Below are 17,470 nucleotides of genomic sequence, written 5' to 3'. Positions count from 1 at the left end.
AGTGCACAGGAGTACGAACGAAGATCGACACTAGTGCACACGGGTACAGGAATCAGGATTTCTCGAAGTCCACTGCACTCAGCCGAAAACCCCACGAAGCCAGCGCACACGACTACGGGAATCGACACCGGAGGCGGTGTTTCATAGGTGAGGGCTTATGAAACACCGGCCCGCCCCGTGGCGCGGGCCGCCAGCACGCTCGCCATCACCCGCTCGACGACGTCACGCGTGGGGCCGTGTGATCATCCTGGTCAGCGACATGACTATCCCTTTCTCTCGTACTTGGTCTGCCCCCCATCCTGATCAAAGTGCCCAACTCCTCCTTCAAGCAGATGCCCGCACGACAGCGCCCTTGCCGACGCGGCAGGTCAGAAGAGGGTGTCGCTCAACCGTTGCGGTCCGGCGGCTGGCGGGGTGCGGCCGGTCGGCATCTCCAGCCGGGCCTAGCGGTTCCTCGCCTGATGCCCGCTCTGAAACGAGAGTGGGCGCGTCCTACGCCATCCGTGCCCCGGAGCGTGCGGCGCGGCCAGCGGAGGTCCCAGCGGCGATCAAGTCGGATGCGGTCTCGTGTCAGCGGCCGTGTCAGCACGGCAACGGCCTGATGTCAGGGCGGTCGGCGACTGTGGTTGCCATGAACGAATCTGCGACTGACAGCTACGAAAACACGACCGTGCTCTGCGCCAGCAGCAGGGACCGGAGGCAGCGAGCCTTCCGGCGTATGGGGGGCACGGCGGCGCTGGCGGCAGCGTTGCTGGCCGGGGTGGCTACACCGGGGGTGGCCGCCGCGGACAGCAGGCCGGCCTCTGCTGGGCAGGATCGCCCGGAGTTGCAGAAGGCCATCCAGGCGTTCGTCGATTCCGGCCTGGCCGCCGGGATGCAGATCCGCGTGAACGACGAGCGGGGTGAGTGGGCCGGCAGCGCCGGGGTACGCAAGCTGGGCGCGAGCGCCAAGCCGCCGACGAACGGGCGGTTCCGGATCGGCAGCACCACCAAGAACTTCGTCGCGACCCTGGTGCTGCAGCTGGTGGACGCCAGCAGGCTCAAACTGGACGCCCCGGTGGCAGGCTACCTGCCCCAGTTCAAGCTCGACCCGGACATCACGGTGCGGATGCTGCTGCAGCACACCAGCGGATTGATCGACTACACCTACGACGTCGACGCCGAGGGCAAGCCCGTGCAAGGCATCCCCTGGCAGGGCAAAGCGTGGGTCGCCAAGCGCTTCCACACGTACAAGGACGAGGATCTGGTACGGCTGTCGCTATCCAAGGGGCCGAAGTTCGGCCCTGGCAAGCGCTGGAGCTACTCCAACACCAACTACGTGCTGGCCAAGCTGCTGATCGAGAAGGTCACCGGCTCCTACGAAAGGGAGATGAAGCAGCGGATCCTGGTCCCGCTCAAGCTGTCGGGCACCGAGTTGCCGGGTGCCCGGACTGACATCCGCGGGCCATACGCCCACGCCTACTACCGGTATGAGGACGCGCCTGGCCAGTGGAAGGTGATCGATGTCACCCGCCAGAACCCCACCTGGATCTCCGCCGCCGGCGACATGATCTCGACCACCGAGGATCTGCAGACGTTCTTCTCCGCGCTCAACCGCGGGGAACTGGTCTCGGCCAAGCTGCTCGCCGAGATGCGCAAGCCCCACCCCGAAAGCGCCGCCCTCTACGGCCGCTACGGCCTCGGGCTGTGGGTGCAGGACAAGGTTTCGGGCTGCGGCGGCACCGTCTACAACCACAACGGCAGCAACAACGGCTACGCGGCGCTGATGTACAGCACCCCCGACGGCAGCAAGACCCTGACCGCCTCCATCACCAGCGGGGATGCCGAAGCCGACGTGGCGAAGGAGTTCCCGAAGGCGCTGGACAACCTCCTCAAGACAGCCTTCTGCGGCAAGAACGCCGGCAGCTAACCGGGCCGACGCAGCCGGCGCCGCACATACGGCTAGAGGGATCCCCATGACGACGGCGCCACGGGGAAGCCGGTGCCGTCGTGCGCTCCGCTCGGGATGAACAGCGCTGGTGACCAACCCCCGAGTCCGGGGGCCGTGCTTGAGATGGCCGGACTGAGGTTGACGAGATCCCGCCTGATCATCGCGATCAGGCGGGATCTTGTTGTTGCTGTTCTGTCGCAGCGAAGACTGAGCATCGCGGGCAGTACCGGCAGCTTTTCGCGCGCCGCCCTGTTGGCCCGCATGGCCGAAGGCCGCTTGCTCAGCTACCAGACGCGTGGCCGGGAGCGTGTCGGCCGCGGCCCGCTCATCATCTGCCTGGACGCCTCCGCCTCCATGACAGCCACCATCACCGGCAACGACCTGGGCGTCTCAGCCGCCGACCCGAGCCGTGAGGCCTGGGCCAAAGCCGTCACCCTCGCGCTCGTCGACCACGCCGCCCACACCGTCCCGCCGCGCGAGGTCATCGTCATCCGCTTCTCCACCGACATCGACAGCGTCCACCACTTCCCCGCCGACCGGCGGCCCACCGTCGAGGAGATTCTCGCCCTCGCCGAGGCCTGGCAGTCCGGGGGCGGTCCGCGCCGAGCTCGGGCTCGACCAGCTCCCCTCGTCGACGTGGGGCATGATCGCCCACACGGTACTAATCCCGCCACAAGGCCTGGAAGATCCCCTCCGGGTCGTAGTCGCTCCACACACGCCTGACCTTGTCAGCGGTCGGGCCGGGACAGACGCGCTCGAAGACGCCCTTGTCCGGACGGCTCTCGAACCCGACGTACGCCCCATCGAGCCGGTCGGTTATGGGCTTCCAGGCCGCTTCCAGGGCCGCGCCGTCCTGGGGCGGGAAGACCGAGGAGACCACCAGCGTGTCTTGATGGCGGTGCGCGTAGGCGGTCGCCTCCATCACCGCCGTGGTCGCCACCGCCGCCCAGCGACCGGAGTTGGACCAGCCGCCGGCCGCCGGCGACGGTGGTCGCAAGGGCCGCCGCGTCATCGCCGGTCATCGTCGCCAGCATCCCGTTGGTGGTGATCGCGGGCTGCTGGCCGACGTTGGCGTGCAGGTGCGCGGTGGAGACGAGCGCCGGGTACGGCACGAGCCCCGCCTGCTGGTCGAGGATGGTGCCGATCCGCAGCAACGGCTCGACCGCGTCCCGGACGCGCCGCTCGTCGGCGGTGGCGACCACGGCGGTGATGGAGGCGACCAGCGACCGGCCATGCGGGAGCAGCGTGACGGCGGTGGACAGCTCGCGCGAGGCCTCGGCCAGGTACTCGGCCCAGCGCCGCAGCTCCTTGCCGTCCTGGCCCACCTGTACGGCGAACTGCGCGTAGCCGACGTCACGCAGGTGCATGGCCTCGATCTCGAAGGCCGTCACGATTCCGACCCCCGCGCCGGCGCCGCGGACCGCCCAGAGCAGGTCGGGATGGTGGTCGGCGTCGGCGCGTACGACGCTGCCGTCGGCCAGGACCACCTCGGCGGCGCGGATGTGGTCGATGGTCAGGCCGTACTGGCGCACCAGCCAGCCGATGCCGCCTCCGGTGGCCAGGCCGCCGACGCCGACGTTGCCGTGATCGCCCGAGCTGATCGCCAGCCCGTACGGGGCGAGCGCCTGCGCGACTTCGGCCCAGCGGGCGCCCGCCTCCACCCGAACCAGCCGCGCGGCCCGGTCGATCACCTCGACCCTGTTCAGCGCCGACAGGTCGATGACCACGCCGCCGTCGTTGGTGGAACGTCCTGACACGCCGTGCCCGCCGCTGCGGACGGCCAGGGGCAGCCCCACCTCGCGGGCGTGCCGGAGCGCGGCGACCACCTGGGAGGTGCTCTCCGGCAGCAGGACCTCGTTCGGTGCGCCCACGGTCGTGTAGGTGGAGCGCAGCAGCGGATACCGGTCATCGCCTGGGACGACGCGCGGGATCATCGCTGCCCCCGAGCCTGGGCGACCCGCTCGCGGACCGCGGGGACGATTTCCTTCGCGAACAGGTCGAGTTGGGTCGCGTGCTCGGCCACCGGCCAGAAGACGAACGTGTCGAAGCCCAGGTCGAGCGCCCACTCGGTGAGCGTGTCGGTCCAGAGGGTCGCGTTCCCGATCAGGCCGGGGCCGCCGCGCGCCGCTCCGATCAGGCCGAGTACGTTGTAGATCCTGCGGATCTGCGCCGGGTCGCGCCCTGCCGTACGGGCCGCTTCGTCGATGAGCTTCTGCTTGGCGGGCACCTCCGCCGGCGGGACGTAGATGTTGAGAGGCGAGATCCAGCCGTCGGCGGCCCGGCCGGCGACCCCGAGCATCTTGGGGCCTTGGGCGCCCAGCCAGACCGGGAGCGGAGCGGGCGGCACGGGCCCGGCCGCGTACCCTTCGATCGCGTGCTGCTCGCTGCGCAGCCGCACCCCGCCGCCGGCCAGCGCGGCATGCAGGACGCCCAGCGACTCCTCGGTGAAGGCCGACATCGCGCAGCTGTCGCCCTACCTGACCGCGCACATCAGCAGGTTCGGCCTGTATGCCACCGACGTGCTGCGGCTACGCCCGGACGATTTCGACCCCGACCTTCCCGCGATCGACTTCACCATCTTGACCAAGGCGGCATAAGGTCGCCGGAGCCGCCCTGGTCGTTTCGTGCGGTCCTGCCCCATCCGCGGCGGCTGGGCGGGCTGGTCGTCAGCATGTCATGTGGCGGTCGCCTTCAGGCTCGATCAGTGCGGTGGTCGCGGGCGGGTCCGGTAGCTCGCCGTAGGTGACGGCGAAGATCTGCCAGGTGTTGCCGGTGATCTCGGTGGCGTGGATGCCCGGCGTGCGGCGTGCTTGGAGCGCGAGGCCCGGCAGGGTGCCGACGCCCATACCGGCCGCCACCAGGGACTGACATGTCAAGACATTGAGGATATTGCCGAATCGCCCGTCATGTTCTCCTTGAGTGATCTTGTCACGCTCCAACGCGGGCGATTGGATCGAGAGGTGATCTTCTGCAGGGCGGGCATGTGGCGGATTTCGGATGGGCCATTGGGTCTCGCCGGCTGCCCCCGCCCTGCCCCTTTCGTCGCGCGGGTCGCGTTGGCCTGCGTCGCCATGCAGAAGGAGGACTTATCCATGAGCTCGCTGACCTACACCGTTCTCACCGATCCTGCGTCGCTGGAGGCCTCGGAGAACAACAGGACCCCGTCTAAGGGGACGGTGTATCTGGTCATCACCAACAACACGAAAAGGGTAGTGAACTGGTCGGAGATCAAGGTGACGGTGCCGGTGGGCACCGTCGTCGACACCCTCACCCCGAATACCAGCGGCATCAACCCCACCGGCCAATACACCAATGCCATGACGAACGTCCAGACCCGGGTGACCTTCGGTCCAAAAGGCACCAATAGCTTCCATGCCACCGCTCGCGGCCGTAGTGAAGCTTTCTATGTCGGCGACTGCATGATCCTCACGCTGGCCGATGTCACCCTCACTGTTGGCGCCGGGCCGGTGGTGTTGCTGGTGGCCGAGACTGTCGTCACGGGGGGCTCCTCGAATCAGCCCAGCTACGCGGCGGTGGCGGTGGTGAAGACCACTCCCCAGCCGATCCCCGCGCCGCGCAGCTTCCGTTCAGACAAAGAGATGCTGGACACCGGAGACAGCCTCACACTGCGCTGGGACGGGTCCGACGACTTCAACTACGTGATCTCCTACCCGAACGGGTCGTCGGGCCCCATCGCAAAGCCCCCCACGGGCACCTCGTATTCCTGGTCACCGACGGCCGCCCCGACGCGGGCCACCACCTACACCCTCAAGGCGACCTCCCGCACCACCCCTGCGCAGGAACACTTCCTCACCACGACCGTTCAGGTGCGCCATCCCGTCCTGGAAACCCTCACCGCCACCACCGGGATCAAGACACCCCGGCTCCAGGGGACCGCGACCAACTGGGGCCTCACCATCACCGGCACAGGGGCGGAGATCTGCGACGACTCCGGCGTGCAGGGGACGTTGACGGCCGCCGGCGTCGCCACCGGGTATATGAAGGGGCTTAAGAACGGCGACGGAGACATCACCTTCACCTCGGGCGGGGTGAAGGTCTGGCGCACACGCGGCGTCGAGCAGATGGGCACCCTGTACGCCGACGGCGTGCAGGCCACGTATGTGGAGGGGCCCAATAAGGGCGAGGGAGTCATCACCTTCCCCCTGGGCGGGGTGAAAGTCTGGCGCACAGGAGGCTCCAAGGAGCTGGGCATCCTGTACGCCCGCAATGTCAACGGCGTGGCCTCAGGACGGAGCACCCCTGGGTCTGGCGGCTGGAAGGCCGCCGGACCTGACGCCTTCTCCATCGAGGTCGATACCTCCGCAGCAGGGTTCACCAGCACCCCCAAGTACCTCGCCACCCTCGAAATTAACGGCGGCGGCACCTACGACCCCGACATCATCAGTGGCGTCCAAAACCCCAGCGCCACCCATTTCACCGTTTTCCTCCGATGGCACACCGGCGTCCCCACAACCTGGACGGTCGCCGACGCCGAGCGGTGCGGCTGGTACATCAACTGGATCGGCTGCGAAACCCTCTGACTTCACCACGGCGCAAGGAAACCCCCTGCACACGACATGCCCCGCAGGATGTGTCGGGCCTCTGTGGTCGTGGAGGGGATGCAGGTAGGAGGCGTTGATCACCCGTGCCCGGGCAAGCGCGTGGCGTCTGGCCCGCTCCAGCGGCTCGTGCGTCCCCTCGCCGAACCCGGGGAGGGAGAACCGCCCCGGGGCCGCGACCGACGGTGAGCGTGGGCATGGGACGCCGCCGGCGAAAAATGGCACCGGCGGCGAGGCCTCCCGGGGTGAGGAGCAGCGCAACAACCCCGGTGGCGGTAAGCCGCTCCCGTCTGCGTAAGGCCCGTGCAGGGCGATGGCGGGCAGGAGTGAGCGTCAGCGCCTCGCCTGATCAACGAGGCGCGACTGTGTGAAGGGTGCTCGTCGGCCCTGGTGCAGGCCGGCGAGCCGCACCGGTCAGTGCGCGAGCGGAGGTGCCGCCCGGGCGCCGGGGATCAGGCGATGGTCAGCGGCCCCCCGCCCAGGTAGGCCGCCAACGGGCCGGTCATCGGCTGGCGTGCCGGCGGATGCTGGTCCAGCCCGCTAGCGCAGGCGGCCAGGTGGCCGATCTCCTCGGAGGCCACAGAGTCGAGGTCGCCGAGCAGCTCGACCGCACGCGGGACCACCCGGGACAGGGTGTCCTGCACGCAGTAGCGGACATACAGCGACTCGGCCAGCGCCGACTCATCCAGGCCGCCGTCGTCGATCCGGCGGGCCAGACCCTCCGCGGCCGACATCGCGCCCTCGGCCTCCACCAGCAGCCCGACCCGCTCGGACTCCGGCAGCCGGCTGTTGAGCAGCACCCGCTCGACCAGCGCGCTGACGGCCCCGAGGTGACTGCCCGTCATCAGCAGCTGGAACCAGGCGAAGCCCGCGCTCAGCATGACCTCCGCCGGCCCGCCGGGGGCCGACGCAGACGGGCGCGCCTGCACCATCAGCTCCGGTGGCACCAGGACGTCGTCGAGGGTGACCCGCGCGCCGTCGGCCCCCGCCTCGCCGAGGCTCACACCGTCGGCTCCTGCGGGCACCAGCGCCACCGCCGGCACCTGGCCGCCGTCGCCGTCCCAGCTGGGGACCAGGACACTGACGGCGAGCACATCCATCGACCGGGCCAGACTGCACGGGCGCGTCCTCCCGCTGACCTGCCACCCGTCGGGCCCTGCCGTGGCGGTCATCGGGGACAGGATTCCGGCGCCGGGGCGCTCCTCGGGCAAACCGAACGGCACGAGCTGGTTGTCGGCGGCCACACCCTCGACAAGCATCGACTCCGGGTCATCGCCGCCATCCTCGTCGGTGATGGCCAGAGCGACCAGAGTGGCCATCGAGAAGTGGTGCACGGTGGTGGCCACGGCCAGCGACGGCGCCCGGCTGCCCAGCGCGCGCTGCACCCGCAGGGCGTCCAGGGCGGTGGCTCCCCGCCCCCGGTAGGCGGCCGGCACCAGCAGCCCGGGGCCGCCGCTGTCACGAAAGAGCTGGACGGCGGGGCTATCGGCGCCCTCCAGCTCCATGAGGGATAACGCCCGCAGGCTCTCCTCCAGCCCCGGCAGCAGCCTGGCCACAGTGGCGCGTTCCCGCTCCAGAAATCGCAAGGTCTTCTCCCACTTCCCCGAGGCGTCCACCCCGGTCGACGGCCCAGACCGGCTCACAGCGCCCGGGTGACGCGCAGCAGCTGCCACACCGCCCCGGGGGCCGGGCCGGCCCTGGAGGGCACGGTACCCGGGCAGCACCGCGTGCGGCGCCCCGGTTCTGCTTGTCGCCGCAGCAACGATCACATCCGCGTGCAAGCACTCCTACAAGACGCCATCGAAGGCGGCGTTCAACCCTTACCCATGAGACTGGTGCCGTCCCATATTCGTCCTGCTCGTATTCCTCTCGAGCAGGTCACCGCTGGCTGGTCCTCTGAGACGTTCGGAGCGCGGTGTAGGCGTTCCAGTCGTTGGCAAGGGCTGATGCCCGTGTGGCGGCGAAGCCAGGGTTGCAGCCGACGAGGTCGGCGAGGACCGGTGCGGGGATCTCGCGCAGGAGTTCGTTGAAGGCCGCGACGCGACTGTTGCGGGTGACGCCCAGGTCGCGAAGCCGGTCTCGGAGCCGGTTGACAGTGATCGGGCGGCCTGGGCGCTGGCCAGGGAAGAGCCAGGCGAGGTGGGGTTGGCCGCGTGACAGCCGCCGCGGTTCCCATGTTGCGGCGTTGGGCGATCAAGTCGGTGACCATGCATCAGATGCAATACGTATGATTCACGTGATAACTGTCTATTATCACGTATATGAGCGATCACGGCTCGGTGCCGACCAGGAGAACCATCTCCGGTCGCGGTGTGCGACTTGGGCACGTTATCCGGTACATCACCAGGAGACGGCAGAGCTGGTCCGGCCGGCCAATCACGGTCAGAGCCGCACGGCGGTGGCCGGCGTGAGCGCCGCCGACGCCCGGAAGGTGGCCGCGCTGCGCGGCGACGGCGTCGATCTGGCCGCCGCGGCCGAGGCGTTCCTGGCCTCCGCCCGGCTGACCAACCCGAACACGCACCGCGCCTACGCCTCCGCCGTCGACCGCACCATCGCGGCGCTTGGGCGCGAGCGGCTGCTGGGCGAGGTCGGTGACGACGAGGTCGGCCGGGCGCTCACCGAGCTGTGGGGTGCGTGCGCGGCCGCGACCTGGAACCGCAACCGGGCCGCCGTCTCCTCCTGGCTGTCGTGGTGCCGCACGGTGAAGCGGTGGGCGGCGCCGTCGGTGCCGGGCGAGGCCGAACGCCGCAAGGAACATCCCGACGAGACCCGGGCGGTGGCCAAGACCACGCTGCACCGGCTGCTGAGCCGCCGCGACATCCCGCTGCGGGAGAAAACCCTGTGGCGCATGCTCTACGAAACCGCCGCCCGGGCCGCGGAGATCCTCGCCCTCAACATCGAAGACCTCGACCTCGAAAACCGGCGGGCGCCGGTGCGATCGAAGGGCGGCGCGATCGAATGGGTGTACTGGGCCAGCGGCACCGCCCACCTGCTACCCCGCCTTCTGCGCCTACCCGGCGGCGGCATCCGCACCCACGGGCCGCTCTTCCTCGCTGAGCGCCGCCCCGTCCCCGCCCGCCGGCCCATGGCCGCCGACATCTGCCCCCACACCGGACGCCCCCGCCTCGGCTACGACCGCGCCCGCGTCCTGCTCAACAAGCACGCCGGACTCGACCTGCACCAGCTCCGCCACAGCGCCGCCACCCACCTCGGCGAAGCCGAGGTCCCGCTCCAGCTGATCATGGGCAAGACCCGGCACAAGAACCCCCGCACCGCCCTGCGCTACGTCAACCTCGGACCCGAGGTCACTGGCATCCTCGCCCCTCCGAAACGAACCCACTAACTATTGGACTGACCAGCATCCACACCACTCAAGATCATCTCAATGTGGGTTTTGGGCTTATGTGGTCTGACTCCCTCGTTGATCGAGCAGGAGCGCGCCCGGCGGGCCGGGTGAGTTTCCGCGTCGTCCTGGATGTGCCGACGCGCGATAGATGTCACCGCCGGGGACTGCCGACCTGGGCCTTCGGCGGTCGTGAGGCACGGTACTTGTCACCGAAACGGCGCGCTACTTGTCACCAGGGCCGTGGACGGCATGCCGGTTGGCACCGCCCCTGGCTTCGCACTGCCTCGTGACCTGGGTAGAGGCCCCGGCGCGAGTGCTCCGCATCAGCGACCGGCGATCTTGGTGACGACAAGTCTGCCTCGGTGACATCCACCGTGCTTCGGCTCACTGGAGCCCTCCGCGCTGGCCGACCTGGCGGGCATGCCGATGGAGGCGGTGCACGCCCTGGCCGTCCGTACGGCGGAGCTGATGGACAACCCCTGGGATGCCCGCGCGCTGCCGAAGGGGAGGCCAGCGGAGCGGTGGTCGACGTTCGGCCCGGATCAGGCCGGGTGGGTGGAGTTCACCGTGGACCAGGACGCCGAGGTCATCCGGATCTATGCCGTGCTGTGGGCGGGGTAGGGCACCGGGGCGGCCGGTCGAGCACACGCGCCCGCACACGTATCCAGGAGTCGCCATAGGCGAGTCGGGGCACTCATCGCGCTGTACGAAAACCGGCTGACCTGCCGATCCGCGCCAGGCTGGGGGCGCGGTCTTAACCGCACCACGGAATTCGGGGGCCACTTCCGTAGCGAAGTCGCCACCCAAAAAACCGGGCCGCCTGGCCTCGCAGTTATCCGTCGGCGGAAGGCTGGCGCGGCTGCTGCCCGTGCTCGTGGTCGCCACCGCACGGTCGACGGTCGGCTCGGAGTCGGATCAGGCATCGGCCCAGGTGTCGTCGAACCAGGCGAGGAAGTCCTTGACCGTGCCGACTTTGGCGATCCGCTCGTGGATGGCGCGCTGGTCGTGGCCGGGCAGGAAGTCGCCTCGGGTGATGGGGGTTCCGCATCGGCAGGCGCAGACGCGTTCGTCGAGGGACGTGGGGAAGTAGGTGATGGGGTTCTGCGGGCTGCCGTTGGGGGCCTCCTGGCCGACGTAGTGGTCGTAGACGGGGTGACCGGGCTGCAGGAGTCGGCCGACGAAGGCGCGCCGCTCACCGGCGGGCTCGATCCCGTCGATCTCGATGCCTCCGCGGATGACACCGGCGCCGCTGATGAGCGCATACCGCTCGTGATCGGCTTTCTTGCCCATGACCCAGGCGCCGCGCGCCGTGACGTACAGCTGATCGCCGCTCAGCCCCTCCTCCCAGCCGACCTGTGAGCGGCCAAGCCGGTCGTCGCCGGGGTCAACGAGCTTCTTCTTGCCGAGGGTAATCTGAATCATCGCCGCTCCTTAGACTTTGCATAGCCGGGGTTGACAGGTATCGAAAGTAGCGTAATGACAGATACCTTGCAACCCCGATAGGTAAGGGCCTGCGGGTCCCGCGACAGCTGGCGACACCGCGCTCACCGGCCTGGCCGACCAGCTTGATGGGGCAGCTCACCGCACGCACCGCCGCTCGCGTTCGGATTGGGCGCGTACGGCGCGTAACGCGCGCACGCGTGGCGGGGGCCGTGACTGTAAGTTCCGGCACACTGCGGCGGCACGACCAACCCACGGACCTGCGCCTCATAGCCAAGCGTGCCTACCGGTGAGTAGATCCCGCGGACCCGAGCCGGATGGTGTCAGTGATTCCTGGAGAATCACCGCTCGGCCTGGTGTTCGCGGCGGGCGTCGCGGCGTACTGGTCGACGATCGTCGTCAGCGATCGTCTCGGTGCTGGTGGTGGCGATCCTGCTGGATGGGCGGCCCGGGAAGGCAAGTGCGGCCAGGTCGGCGGCGGTGGTGTGGGAGTCCGGGCGCTCGGTCATGCGTGCGGCGGTGGGTTGGGGGCGGTAGCCAGCGTCGCGGAGCACCTTGCGTCCGCGGTTGATGAGCTGCTGTGTCTCGGAGTCCGGCCGGGCTCGCTGGGCCTCATCCAGAAGGTGCGAGGCACGATGCAGCCCGCCGGCCTTGAACTCGAGCGCCGCCTGCTGCATGAGCTCCCGAGCCCGCAGGGGATCGGTGATGCGGACGCGGGGATGGTTCGCCCGGGATGAGGATGGTGCTGCTGTTGGCGTTTCGGCAGCGCGGTTGGGGCGTGCTTGGGGGCGGTAGCCGGCGTCGCGGAGCACCTTGCGTCCGCGGTTGATGAGCTGCTGTGTCTCGGAGTCCGGCCGGGCTCGCTGGGCCTCATCCAGAAGGTGCGAGGCACGATGCAGCCCGCCGGCCTTGAACTCGAGCGCCGCCTGTTGCATGAGCTCCCGAGCCTGGAGTTGGTCGCGTGGCGCTCGCGCGGGTGCGGGTGTCTTGACCGGGCGGGAGTTGGGCGCTGTGGTGTGGACCTCGTCAGGGCGGAGTTGGGCCATCTCCTGGGCAGGGACGGCCGCTTCGAGGGTGTCGGCTGGTTCGATCGCGGGTGCGGCAGGCGTTGGTGGCGCGTGCTCGACGGGCCGTTCGGTCTGCTGGGCCGTCGTGGCCATCGCGGCGGGTGGAGGAGCGGTGGACGCGGTGGATTCGCGGGGTGAGACGGAGGGCTCGGCCGCGTCGGCCCCAGGCCGGTCGAGGTCGTCGGGGGATGGTGCGGGCGCCGACGCCGCGGCGTCGGCGATGCGGCCGATTCGGCCGTGGCCGACGATCGCATGAACCTGCCCCTCGGACTGGGCGGCCAGGTCGGCGGCGTCGTGTACGGCGGCCGCGAGCATGGCCTCATGCTCGTCGTCGGGGGAGACGATGCCCAGGGCGATGTCCAGCTCGCGGGCATGGGCGCGGACCTCCTGCAGCGCCTGGTGGTGGGGGAAGGGCTTGGTCAGGTTCTCCTGGGCGCGGCCGATCTCCTCGTGATGGCGCTGGATGTGCTGGACGTGCGAAATGCGCAGCCCTTCCAATCCGGCGAGCTTGTTCTCCAGCCGGGTGATGAGGCCGGTGGCGCTGGCCTGTTCCATCTCCGGCAGGTCCCAGCGGTGCGAGCCCTGGGGCAGGCCGTCCAGGCGCACCGTGATGGACAGGTCGCTGAAGCTGAGCCGGAAGATGCGCACGCTCACCTCGAAGCCGCCCAGCTCGCCGACGGGGGCCACGTGGGGCCGTCCCAGCAGGGCATTGCGTGCTTCGGCCAGGGCCAGGCTCTTGAGGTGCTCGCTGGCTTCGCCGCGCTTGGTGTGGCGCTGGCCGGCCACCGTCATGGCGAAGGCATCGCCCCGGGTGTCCAGGCGCCGGGTGAGCGCCATGTCGATGACGGCGATCTCCGCGGTGAGCTTCTGGATCTGCTCGTTACTGGCGGCGATGGTGGTGTACAGGCTGGATTGGTTGCGGCGGTGGGCGCGCTCCAGCCGCATCAGGCGGGCCAGCTCCATGTCGGTGTGGGCCTTGTCCAGCATCCGCGGGTCGCCGGTGGCCAGGGCCTTGACCTCGGCGTAGGACAGCTCTTCGCGGCCGAAGCCGTCTTCGACCTCGCGCTCGCCGGCGTCGCCCTTGATGACCTGGCTGATGAAACGCTGCTTGCGTTCCACGGTCTGCCAGGAGTAGGCGTCCAGGCTGCGTTCGGTGACGTAGCGCAGGATGCGGACTTCGTCGTTGTGGTTGCCCTGGCGCAGGATGCGGCCGTCGCGCTGCTCGATGTCGGCCGGTCGCCAGGGGCACGTGAGGTGGTGCAGGGCGACGGCGCGGGTCTGCACGTTGGTGCCCACGCCCATGGTGTCGGTGGAGCCGATGAGGACCGCGACCTGGCCGTTGCGGCAGGCCTGGAAGAGTTTGGCTTTGTCGGCGTCGCTCTTGGCGTCCTGGATGTAGCCGATCATCTCGCGTGGCATGCCGCGGGCGACCAGCTGGGCGCGCAGCTCGTCGTAGAAGTTCCATGCCTCCGGCTTGGGCGTGCCCAGGTCGGCGAAGACCAGCTGGAAGGCCCCCTTGACCGGGTGCTCGCTGCCGTCGGCGGTGTAGTAGACGCGCTCACGGTGCTCGCGCCAGATGGCCGCGATGTGGTCGGCGGCGACCTGGGCCTTGCTAGGCAGCTCACCGGGGTCCTTGCCGAGCAGGCGCAGGTCCAGGGACGCGGCCCGCCCCTCCCCGGTGATCTTCAGCATGTTGTCGACCCACGCCTCGACGCTGCCGGAACGCACCTCCTCGGCGCGCGCGCCCAGCTGCTGGATGAAGCCGACCAGTTCCGGCCCGGCCGGGATGACGACCGTTTCGGGGCGCTCGCCGCGCAGCTGGGGGATCGGCAGCTGCAGGTCTTCTTGGGTGCGCACGTCGGCGAAGGCGCGCCATTGCCGCTGGAAGTCGGGCAGGTTGATGAAGCGGGCGAAGCGGGACTTGGCCCGGAAGCTGCCGCCCTCGGGGGCCATCTCGATCTCGGTGACCACCCGGCCGAAGGCCGAGGCCCAGGAGTCGAAGTCGCTCAGCCCGCTGGCCTCCAGCAGATCGGGGCGCAGGTAGCGGGTCATCACATAGCCCTCGGTCATCTTGTTGGCGATCGGGGTGGCGGTGGCCAGGGTGACCACGCCGCGCCCGTACCGGCCGCGCAGGTAGTGCAGCTTCATGTGCAGGTCGCTGGCCTTACCCGAGGGCCTGCTGATCGCGGCGTCGCTGATGGCCGAGGGGGTGAACAGGTTCTTGTAGTGGTGGGCCTCGTCGATCAGCAAGTAGTCGATGCCGGTCTCTTCGAAACTCAGCCCGGCGTCCTTGATCGAATCCAGGGTCTTCTTCAGGCGTTCCTCGGCGCGCTGCAGCGCCAGTTCCATGCGTTTGATGGTGCGCTTGTCGAAGTCGCCCTCGCTGGCCCGCTCCAGCCAGGCACGGGTGCGTTCCTTCTCCTGCGACAGGTAGGCGCGTTGGGCGTCGACGCCCAACGGGATGCGTTCGAACACCGACTGGGTCATGATGACCGCGTCCCAGTCGCCGGTGGCGCAGCGGGCCACGAACTCGCGGCGGCGGTCTTTGGTGAAGTCGTCGCTGCCCACCGCCAGGATCCGGGCGCGCGGCTGGACCTGCAGCCATTCCCGGCCGACCTGCTCCAGCATGTGGTTGGGCACCACCACGCACGGCTTGCTCGCCTTGCCCAGCTGCTTGAGCTTGGCCGCGGAGGCGACCATCTCGATGGTCTTGCCGGCGCCGACCGCGTGAAATAGCCCCACGTCGCCTTCGGCGATCACCCGGGCGGCTGCGGCCACCTGGTGCGGGCGCATGGTCAAGGTGGCGGCCATGCCGTCCACCGACACCGGCACGTTGTCGTAGGAGCGGGGGACCAGGGCGTTGAAGGTGTCGTTGTAGACGCGCAGCAGGTGGGCGGTGCGGTGGGGGTCTTGCCAGACCCATTCGCCGAACTTCTCGTTCAGCTCGGCGGCCTTCTCGTTGGCCTCGGTGCTCGCCTCGGCGTTGAAGACGCGTTTGTCGTCGTAGACGTTGTAGACCTTGATGGGCCGGTGCGTCAGCAGGGCCTCGGCCAGGTCGGGGGCGGGGTAGCGCCGGGTGCCCCAGGTGGAGGTGGCCAGCACGCTGGACTTGCTGCCGTCGTAGACCTTCCACATCGAGCCGTCGATGTGGTCGACGCGCACGTACTCGTCATCGAGGATCTCGCGCAGGAACTGCTGGACGTAGCCGGCGCCGACCCAGGTCGCCCCGAGCTGGACCTCGATCTCCCCGGGCCCCAGCTCGGCCGGGATGACCGGCTCCAGGGCGGCCACGTTGGCCTCGAAGCGGGAGTCGTCGGCGGCCGCGGCGCGGGCCGCCTCCAGCTTGGCGCGCACGTTGCCGGACAAGTAGTCGGCCGCGGCCACCACCTGCCCGCTGTCCGGGTCGTCGAAGACCAGGGTGCGGAGCTCGGCCCGGGCCTGTTCGACGGTGGGCACGCCGAGCAGCCGGGCGATCTCCTCCATGCGGATCTCGCCGTGGGCGTCCCAGCAGATCGCCAGGGCGTCGGCGGGGCTGTCGGCGCCCAGCCGCTGCGTACGCGGCACGATGACCCGCTGGTGGAACACATCCGCCTTGGTGGCGACCTGGGTGGCGGCGTCGAAGTGCTCCAGGGCGTAGACCAGGGCGCTGAATGGATCGCGGCGAAAGCCGCCCTGGCCGGGCCGCAGCCGTACCGTCTTGATCTCGCCGGTGCTCTTGTCGGCCCGCTCCGACAGCGAGAAGCGGTTGATCGGGCCGTAGGCGGCCAGGTAACTGTCGTAGCGGGCGTTCAGCTCGGCGCGCAGGCCGGCCTCGAGGTCGCCCTCGTCGCGGAAGGACGCCTGCAGCTGCAGCAGCTGCTGGGCGACATCGCGCAGGCCGATGAGCGCCGCAAGCTCGGAGGCCTGGCTGTTGGGCGGCTGATAGGGCTGCTGCACGCCGTCGGCCAGCCGGGTGAAGCGGCCATCGGGAAGGGCGGTGATGGTGCCCTCGTAGCGCTCCTCCAGCCCGGTCAGCACCAGCGGCGGCTGATCGGCGGGCCGCTCCTGCTCGGGACGGGGCGTCATGACCAGGCCGTGCTCACGAGCGTCGCCGGCCACCCGAGTCAGGGTCTCGCGCAGTACGGCGCCGATCGGGCCGGTGCCGCGCACCTGCAGCTCCTCGCGGCTGTAGGCGCCCCGCTCCAGCCTCAGCTCGCCGAGCACCATCTCGGGGTGGGCGGCGAAGTACTCGTTGATGACGGCCGTACCACCGGCGACCTCCATCGGGCGGACCTGTTCCCAGCCGGCCGCGTCAGGGGAGCGGGTGCCGTCGCTACGGCGCAGCAGCAGTAGGTCGGTGACCACCGCGGTGCCGGCAGCCTTCTGGTGAGCGCCGCTGGGCAGGCGCACGGCGGCGACCAACTCGCCCAGCGTGGCCATCTCACGCCGGGCGGCCGGGGACTGGGCATCGAGGGTGTAGCGGGAGGTGAGGACCGCAACGATGCCGCCGGGCCGGGTCAGGTGCAACGCCTTGATGATGAAGTGGTTGTGGATGCTGTGCCCGGACGGATTGTGCCGGCGGTCGGTCAACGCCACCTTGCCGAACGGCACGTTCCCCACCACGGCATCGAAGTGACCGGCCGGGGCCCGGGTGTCGGCGAAGCTCTCGCACACGACCTGGGCGTCGGGGTACAGGCGAGCGGCCACCGCGGCGGTGGTCGGGTCCACCTCCACACCGGTCATCTGCGCGCCGGTCGGCGCGAAGGCGATGAAGTTGCCGCTGCCGCACCCGGGCTCCAGCACGCGGCCGCCGGCGAACCCCAGCCGGGCCAGGCCGGCCCAGATCGCCTGGACGATCTCGGCATCGGTGTAGTGCGCGTTCAACATCGAGCGGCGGGCCGCGGCATACTCGGCGTCAGTCAGCAACTCGCGCAGCCGAGCCTGCTGCTCGCCAAACTGTTCCAGGTGCTGGGGGCGGCGGGAGAACACCTGCGGGACCGCGCCCCATCCCGACCAGCGGGCCAGGATCGCCTGTTCGGCCGCTGTAGCCGCTCGGCCGTCGTCGTCTAGCCGCTGGACGGCGGCCAATACCTCAAGGTTGGCGCGCACCCGGGCCATCGCGCCCGAGGGGGCCAGGTCCTGCTGGCCA

General features: G+C 69.7%; 12 protein-coding genes. 6 read left to right on the top strand and 6 right to left on the bottom strand.

The features are described 5' to 3' along the window. Positions 1-718 precede the first annotated feature (718 nt). Both FVE25_RS52115 and FVE25_RS52110 read left to right on the top strand, forming a co-directional pair. Positions 719-1,909, top strand: coding sequence for a serine hydrolase domain-containing protein (locus tag FVE25_RS52115; RefSeq protein ID WP_157254860.1), 1,191 nt, complete (start codon positions 719-721; stop codon positions 1,907-1,909). 135 nt (positions 1,910-2,044) lie between these two features. After that, positions 2,045-2,653: a hypothetical protein gene (locus FVE25_RS52110; RefSeq protein ID WP_157254859.1), complete on the top strand. Its 609-nt coding sequence runs from the start codon at positions 2,045-2,047 to the stop codon at positions 2,651-2,653. Positions 2,654-2,658: 5 nt separating this feature from the next. On the opposite strand, the gene FVE25_RS52105 is transcribed toward FVE25_RS52110, so the two are convergent. Further along, the gene (locus FVE25_RS52105) at positions 2,659-3,864 is read right to left on the bottom strand and encodes an FAD-binding oxidoreductase (RefSeq protein ID WP_157254858.1); all 1,206 of its coding nucleotides are present in this window, start codon (positions 3,862-3,864) and stop codon (positions 2,659-2,661) included. Further along, positions 3,861-4,388: an LLM class flavin-dependent oxidoreductase gene (locus FVE25_RS52100; RefSeq protein ID WP_157254857.1), complete on the bottom strand. Its 528-nt coding sequence runs from the start codon at positions 4,386-4,388 to the stop codon at positions 3,861-3,863. Before FVE25_RS52100 ends, FVE25_RS52105 begins: the two co-directional genes overlap by 4 nt. On the opposite strand from FVE25_RS52100, the gene FVE25_RS52095 reads away from it, so the two are divergent. Continuing rightward, positions 4,375-4,527 (top strand): hypothetical protein, encoded by a 153-nt coding sequence (locus FVE25_RS52095; protein WP_157254856.1) that lies wholly within the window; start codon positions 4,375-4,377, stop codon positions 4,525-4,527. The two genes, FVE25_RS52100 and FVE25_RS52095, sit on opposite strands and share 14 nt — an antisense overlap. Positions 4,528-4,596: 69 nt before the next feature. Here the strand turns inward: FVE25_RS52095 and FVE25_RS52090 are convergent, their stop codons facing one another. Next, positions 4,597-4,806, bottom strand: a complete 210-nt coding sequence (locus tag FVE25_RS52090; RefSeq protein ID WP_157254855.1) for a type 2 periplasmic-binding domain-containing protein — start codon at positions 4,804-4,806, stop codon at positions 4,597-4,599. Between the two features lie 216 nt (positions 4,807-5,022). Here FVE25_RS52090 and FVE25_RS52085 point away from each other — a divergent pair, with 216 nt between their 5' ends. Next, entirely contained in the window at positions 5,023-6,471 is a 1,449-nt protein-coding gene (locus tag FVE25_RS52085; protein WP_157254854.1) for a hypothetical protein, read from the top strand. A 470-nt stretch (positions 6,472-6,941) separates the two neighbouring features. Here the strand turns inward: FVE25_RS52085 and FVE25_RS52080 are convergent, their stop codons facing one another. Beyond that, on the bottom strand, positions 6,942-8,075 hold the full coding sequence (locus tag FVE25_RS52080) for an acyl-CoA dehydrogenase family protein (RefSeq protein WP_157254853.1): 1,134 nt from the start codon (positions 8,073-8,075) through the stop codon (positions 6,942-6,944). Between the two features lie 821 nt (positions 8,076-8,896). Between FVE25_RS52080 and FVE25_RS52075 the strand changes: the two genes are divergently transcribed. Together FVE25_RS52075 and FVE25_RS52070 are read left to right on the top strand one after the other, a co-directional pair. Continuing rightward, positions 8,897-9,832: a tyrosine-type recombinase/integrase gene (locus FVE25_RS52075; RefSeq protein WP_157254852.1), complete on the top strand. Its 936-nt coding sequence runs from the start codon at positions 8,897-8,899 to the stop codon at positions 9,830-9,832. Positions 9,833-10,255: 423 nt separating this feature from the next. Then, entirely contained in the window at positions 10,256-10,456 is a 201-nt protein-coding gene (locus tag FVE25_RS52070) for a hypothetical protein (RefSeq protein ID WP_157254851.1), read from the top strand. Between the two features lie 294 nt (positions 10,457-10,750). On the opposite strand, the gene FVE25_RS52065 is transcribed toward FVE25_RS52070, so the two are convergent. Beyond that, positions 10,751-11,257 carry a hypothetical protein gene (locus FVE25_RS52065; protein WP_157254850.1) on the bottom strand — a complete coding sequence of 169 codons (507 nt, stop codon included), beginning with the start codon at positions 11,255-11,257 and terminating at the stop codon, positions 10,751-10,753. A 359-nt stretch (positions 11,258-11,616) separates the two neighbouring features. Beyond that, positions 11,617-17,430 (bottom strand): DEAD/DEAH box helicase family protein, encoded by a 5,814-nt coding sequence (locus FVE25_RS52060; RefSeq protein WP_181019991.1) that lies wholly within the window; start codon positions 17,428-17,430, stop codon positions 11,617-11,619. Positions 17,431-17,470: the final 40 nt, after the last annotated feature.

Origin of the sequence: Nonomuraea typhae (assembly GCF_009760925.1) — a bacterium.
Classification (GTDB): domain Bacteria; phylum Actinomycetota; class Actinomycetes; order Streptosporangiales; family Streptosporangiaceae; genus Nonomuraea; species Nonomuraea typhae.
This window is presented reverse-complemented; position numbering and strand designations above follow the sequence as displayed.

Bases quoted from the DNA above. Each gene is read 5' to 3' on its own strand.
- FVE25_RS52115 (WP_157254860.1), top strand. From the start codon at position 719: ATGGGGGGCACGGCGGCGCTGGCGGCAGCGTTGCTGGCCGGGGTGGCT.
- FVE25_RS52105 (WP_157254858.1), bottom strand. From the start codon at position 3,864: ATGATCCCGCGCGTCGTCCCAGGCGATGACCGGTATCCGCTGCTGCGC.
- FVE25_RS52100 (WP_157254857.1), bottom strand. From the start codon at position 4,388: ATGTCGGCCTTCACCGAGGAGTCGCTGGGCGTCCTGCATGCCGCGCTG.
- FVE25_RS52085 (WP_157254854.1), top strand. From the start codon at position 5,023: ATGAGCTCGCTGACCTACACCGTTCTCACCGATCCTGCGTCGCTGGAG.
- FVE25_RS52070 (WP_157254851.1), top strand. From the start codon at position 10,256: ATGCCGATGGAGGCGGTGCACGCCCTGGCCGTCCGTACGGCGGAGCTG.
- FVE25_RS52065 (WP_157254850.1), bottom strand. From the start codon at position 11,257: ATGATTCAGATTACCCTCGGCAAGAAGAAGCTCGTTGACCCCGGCGAC.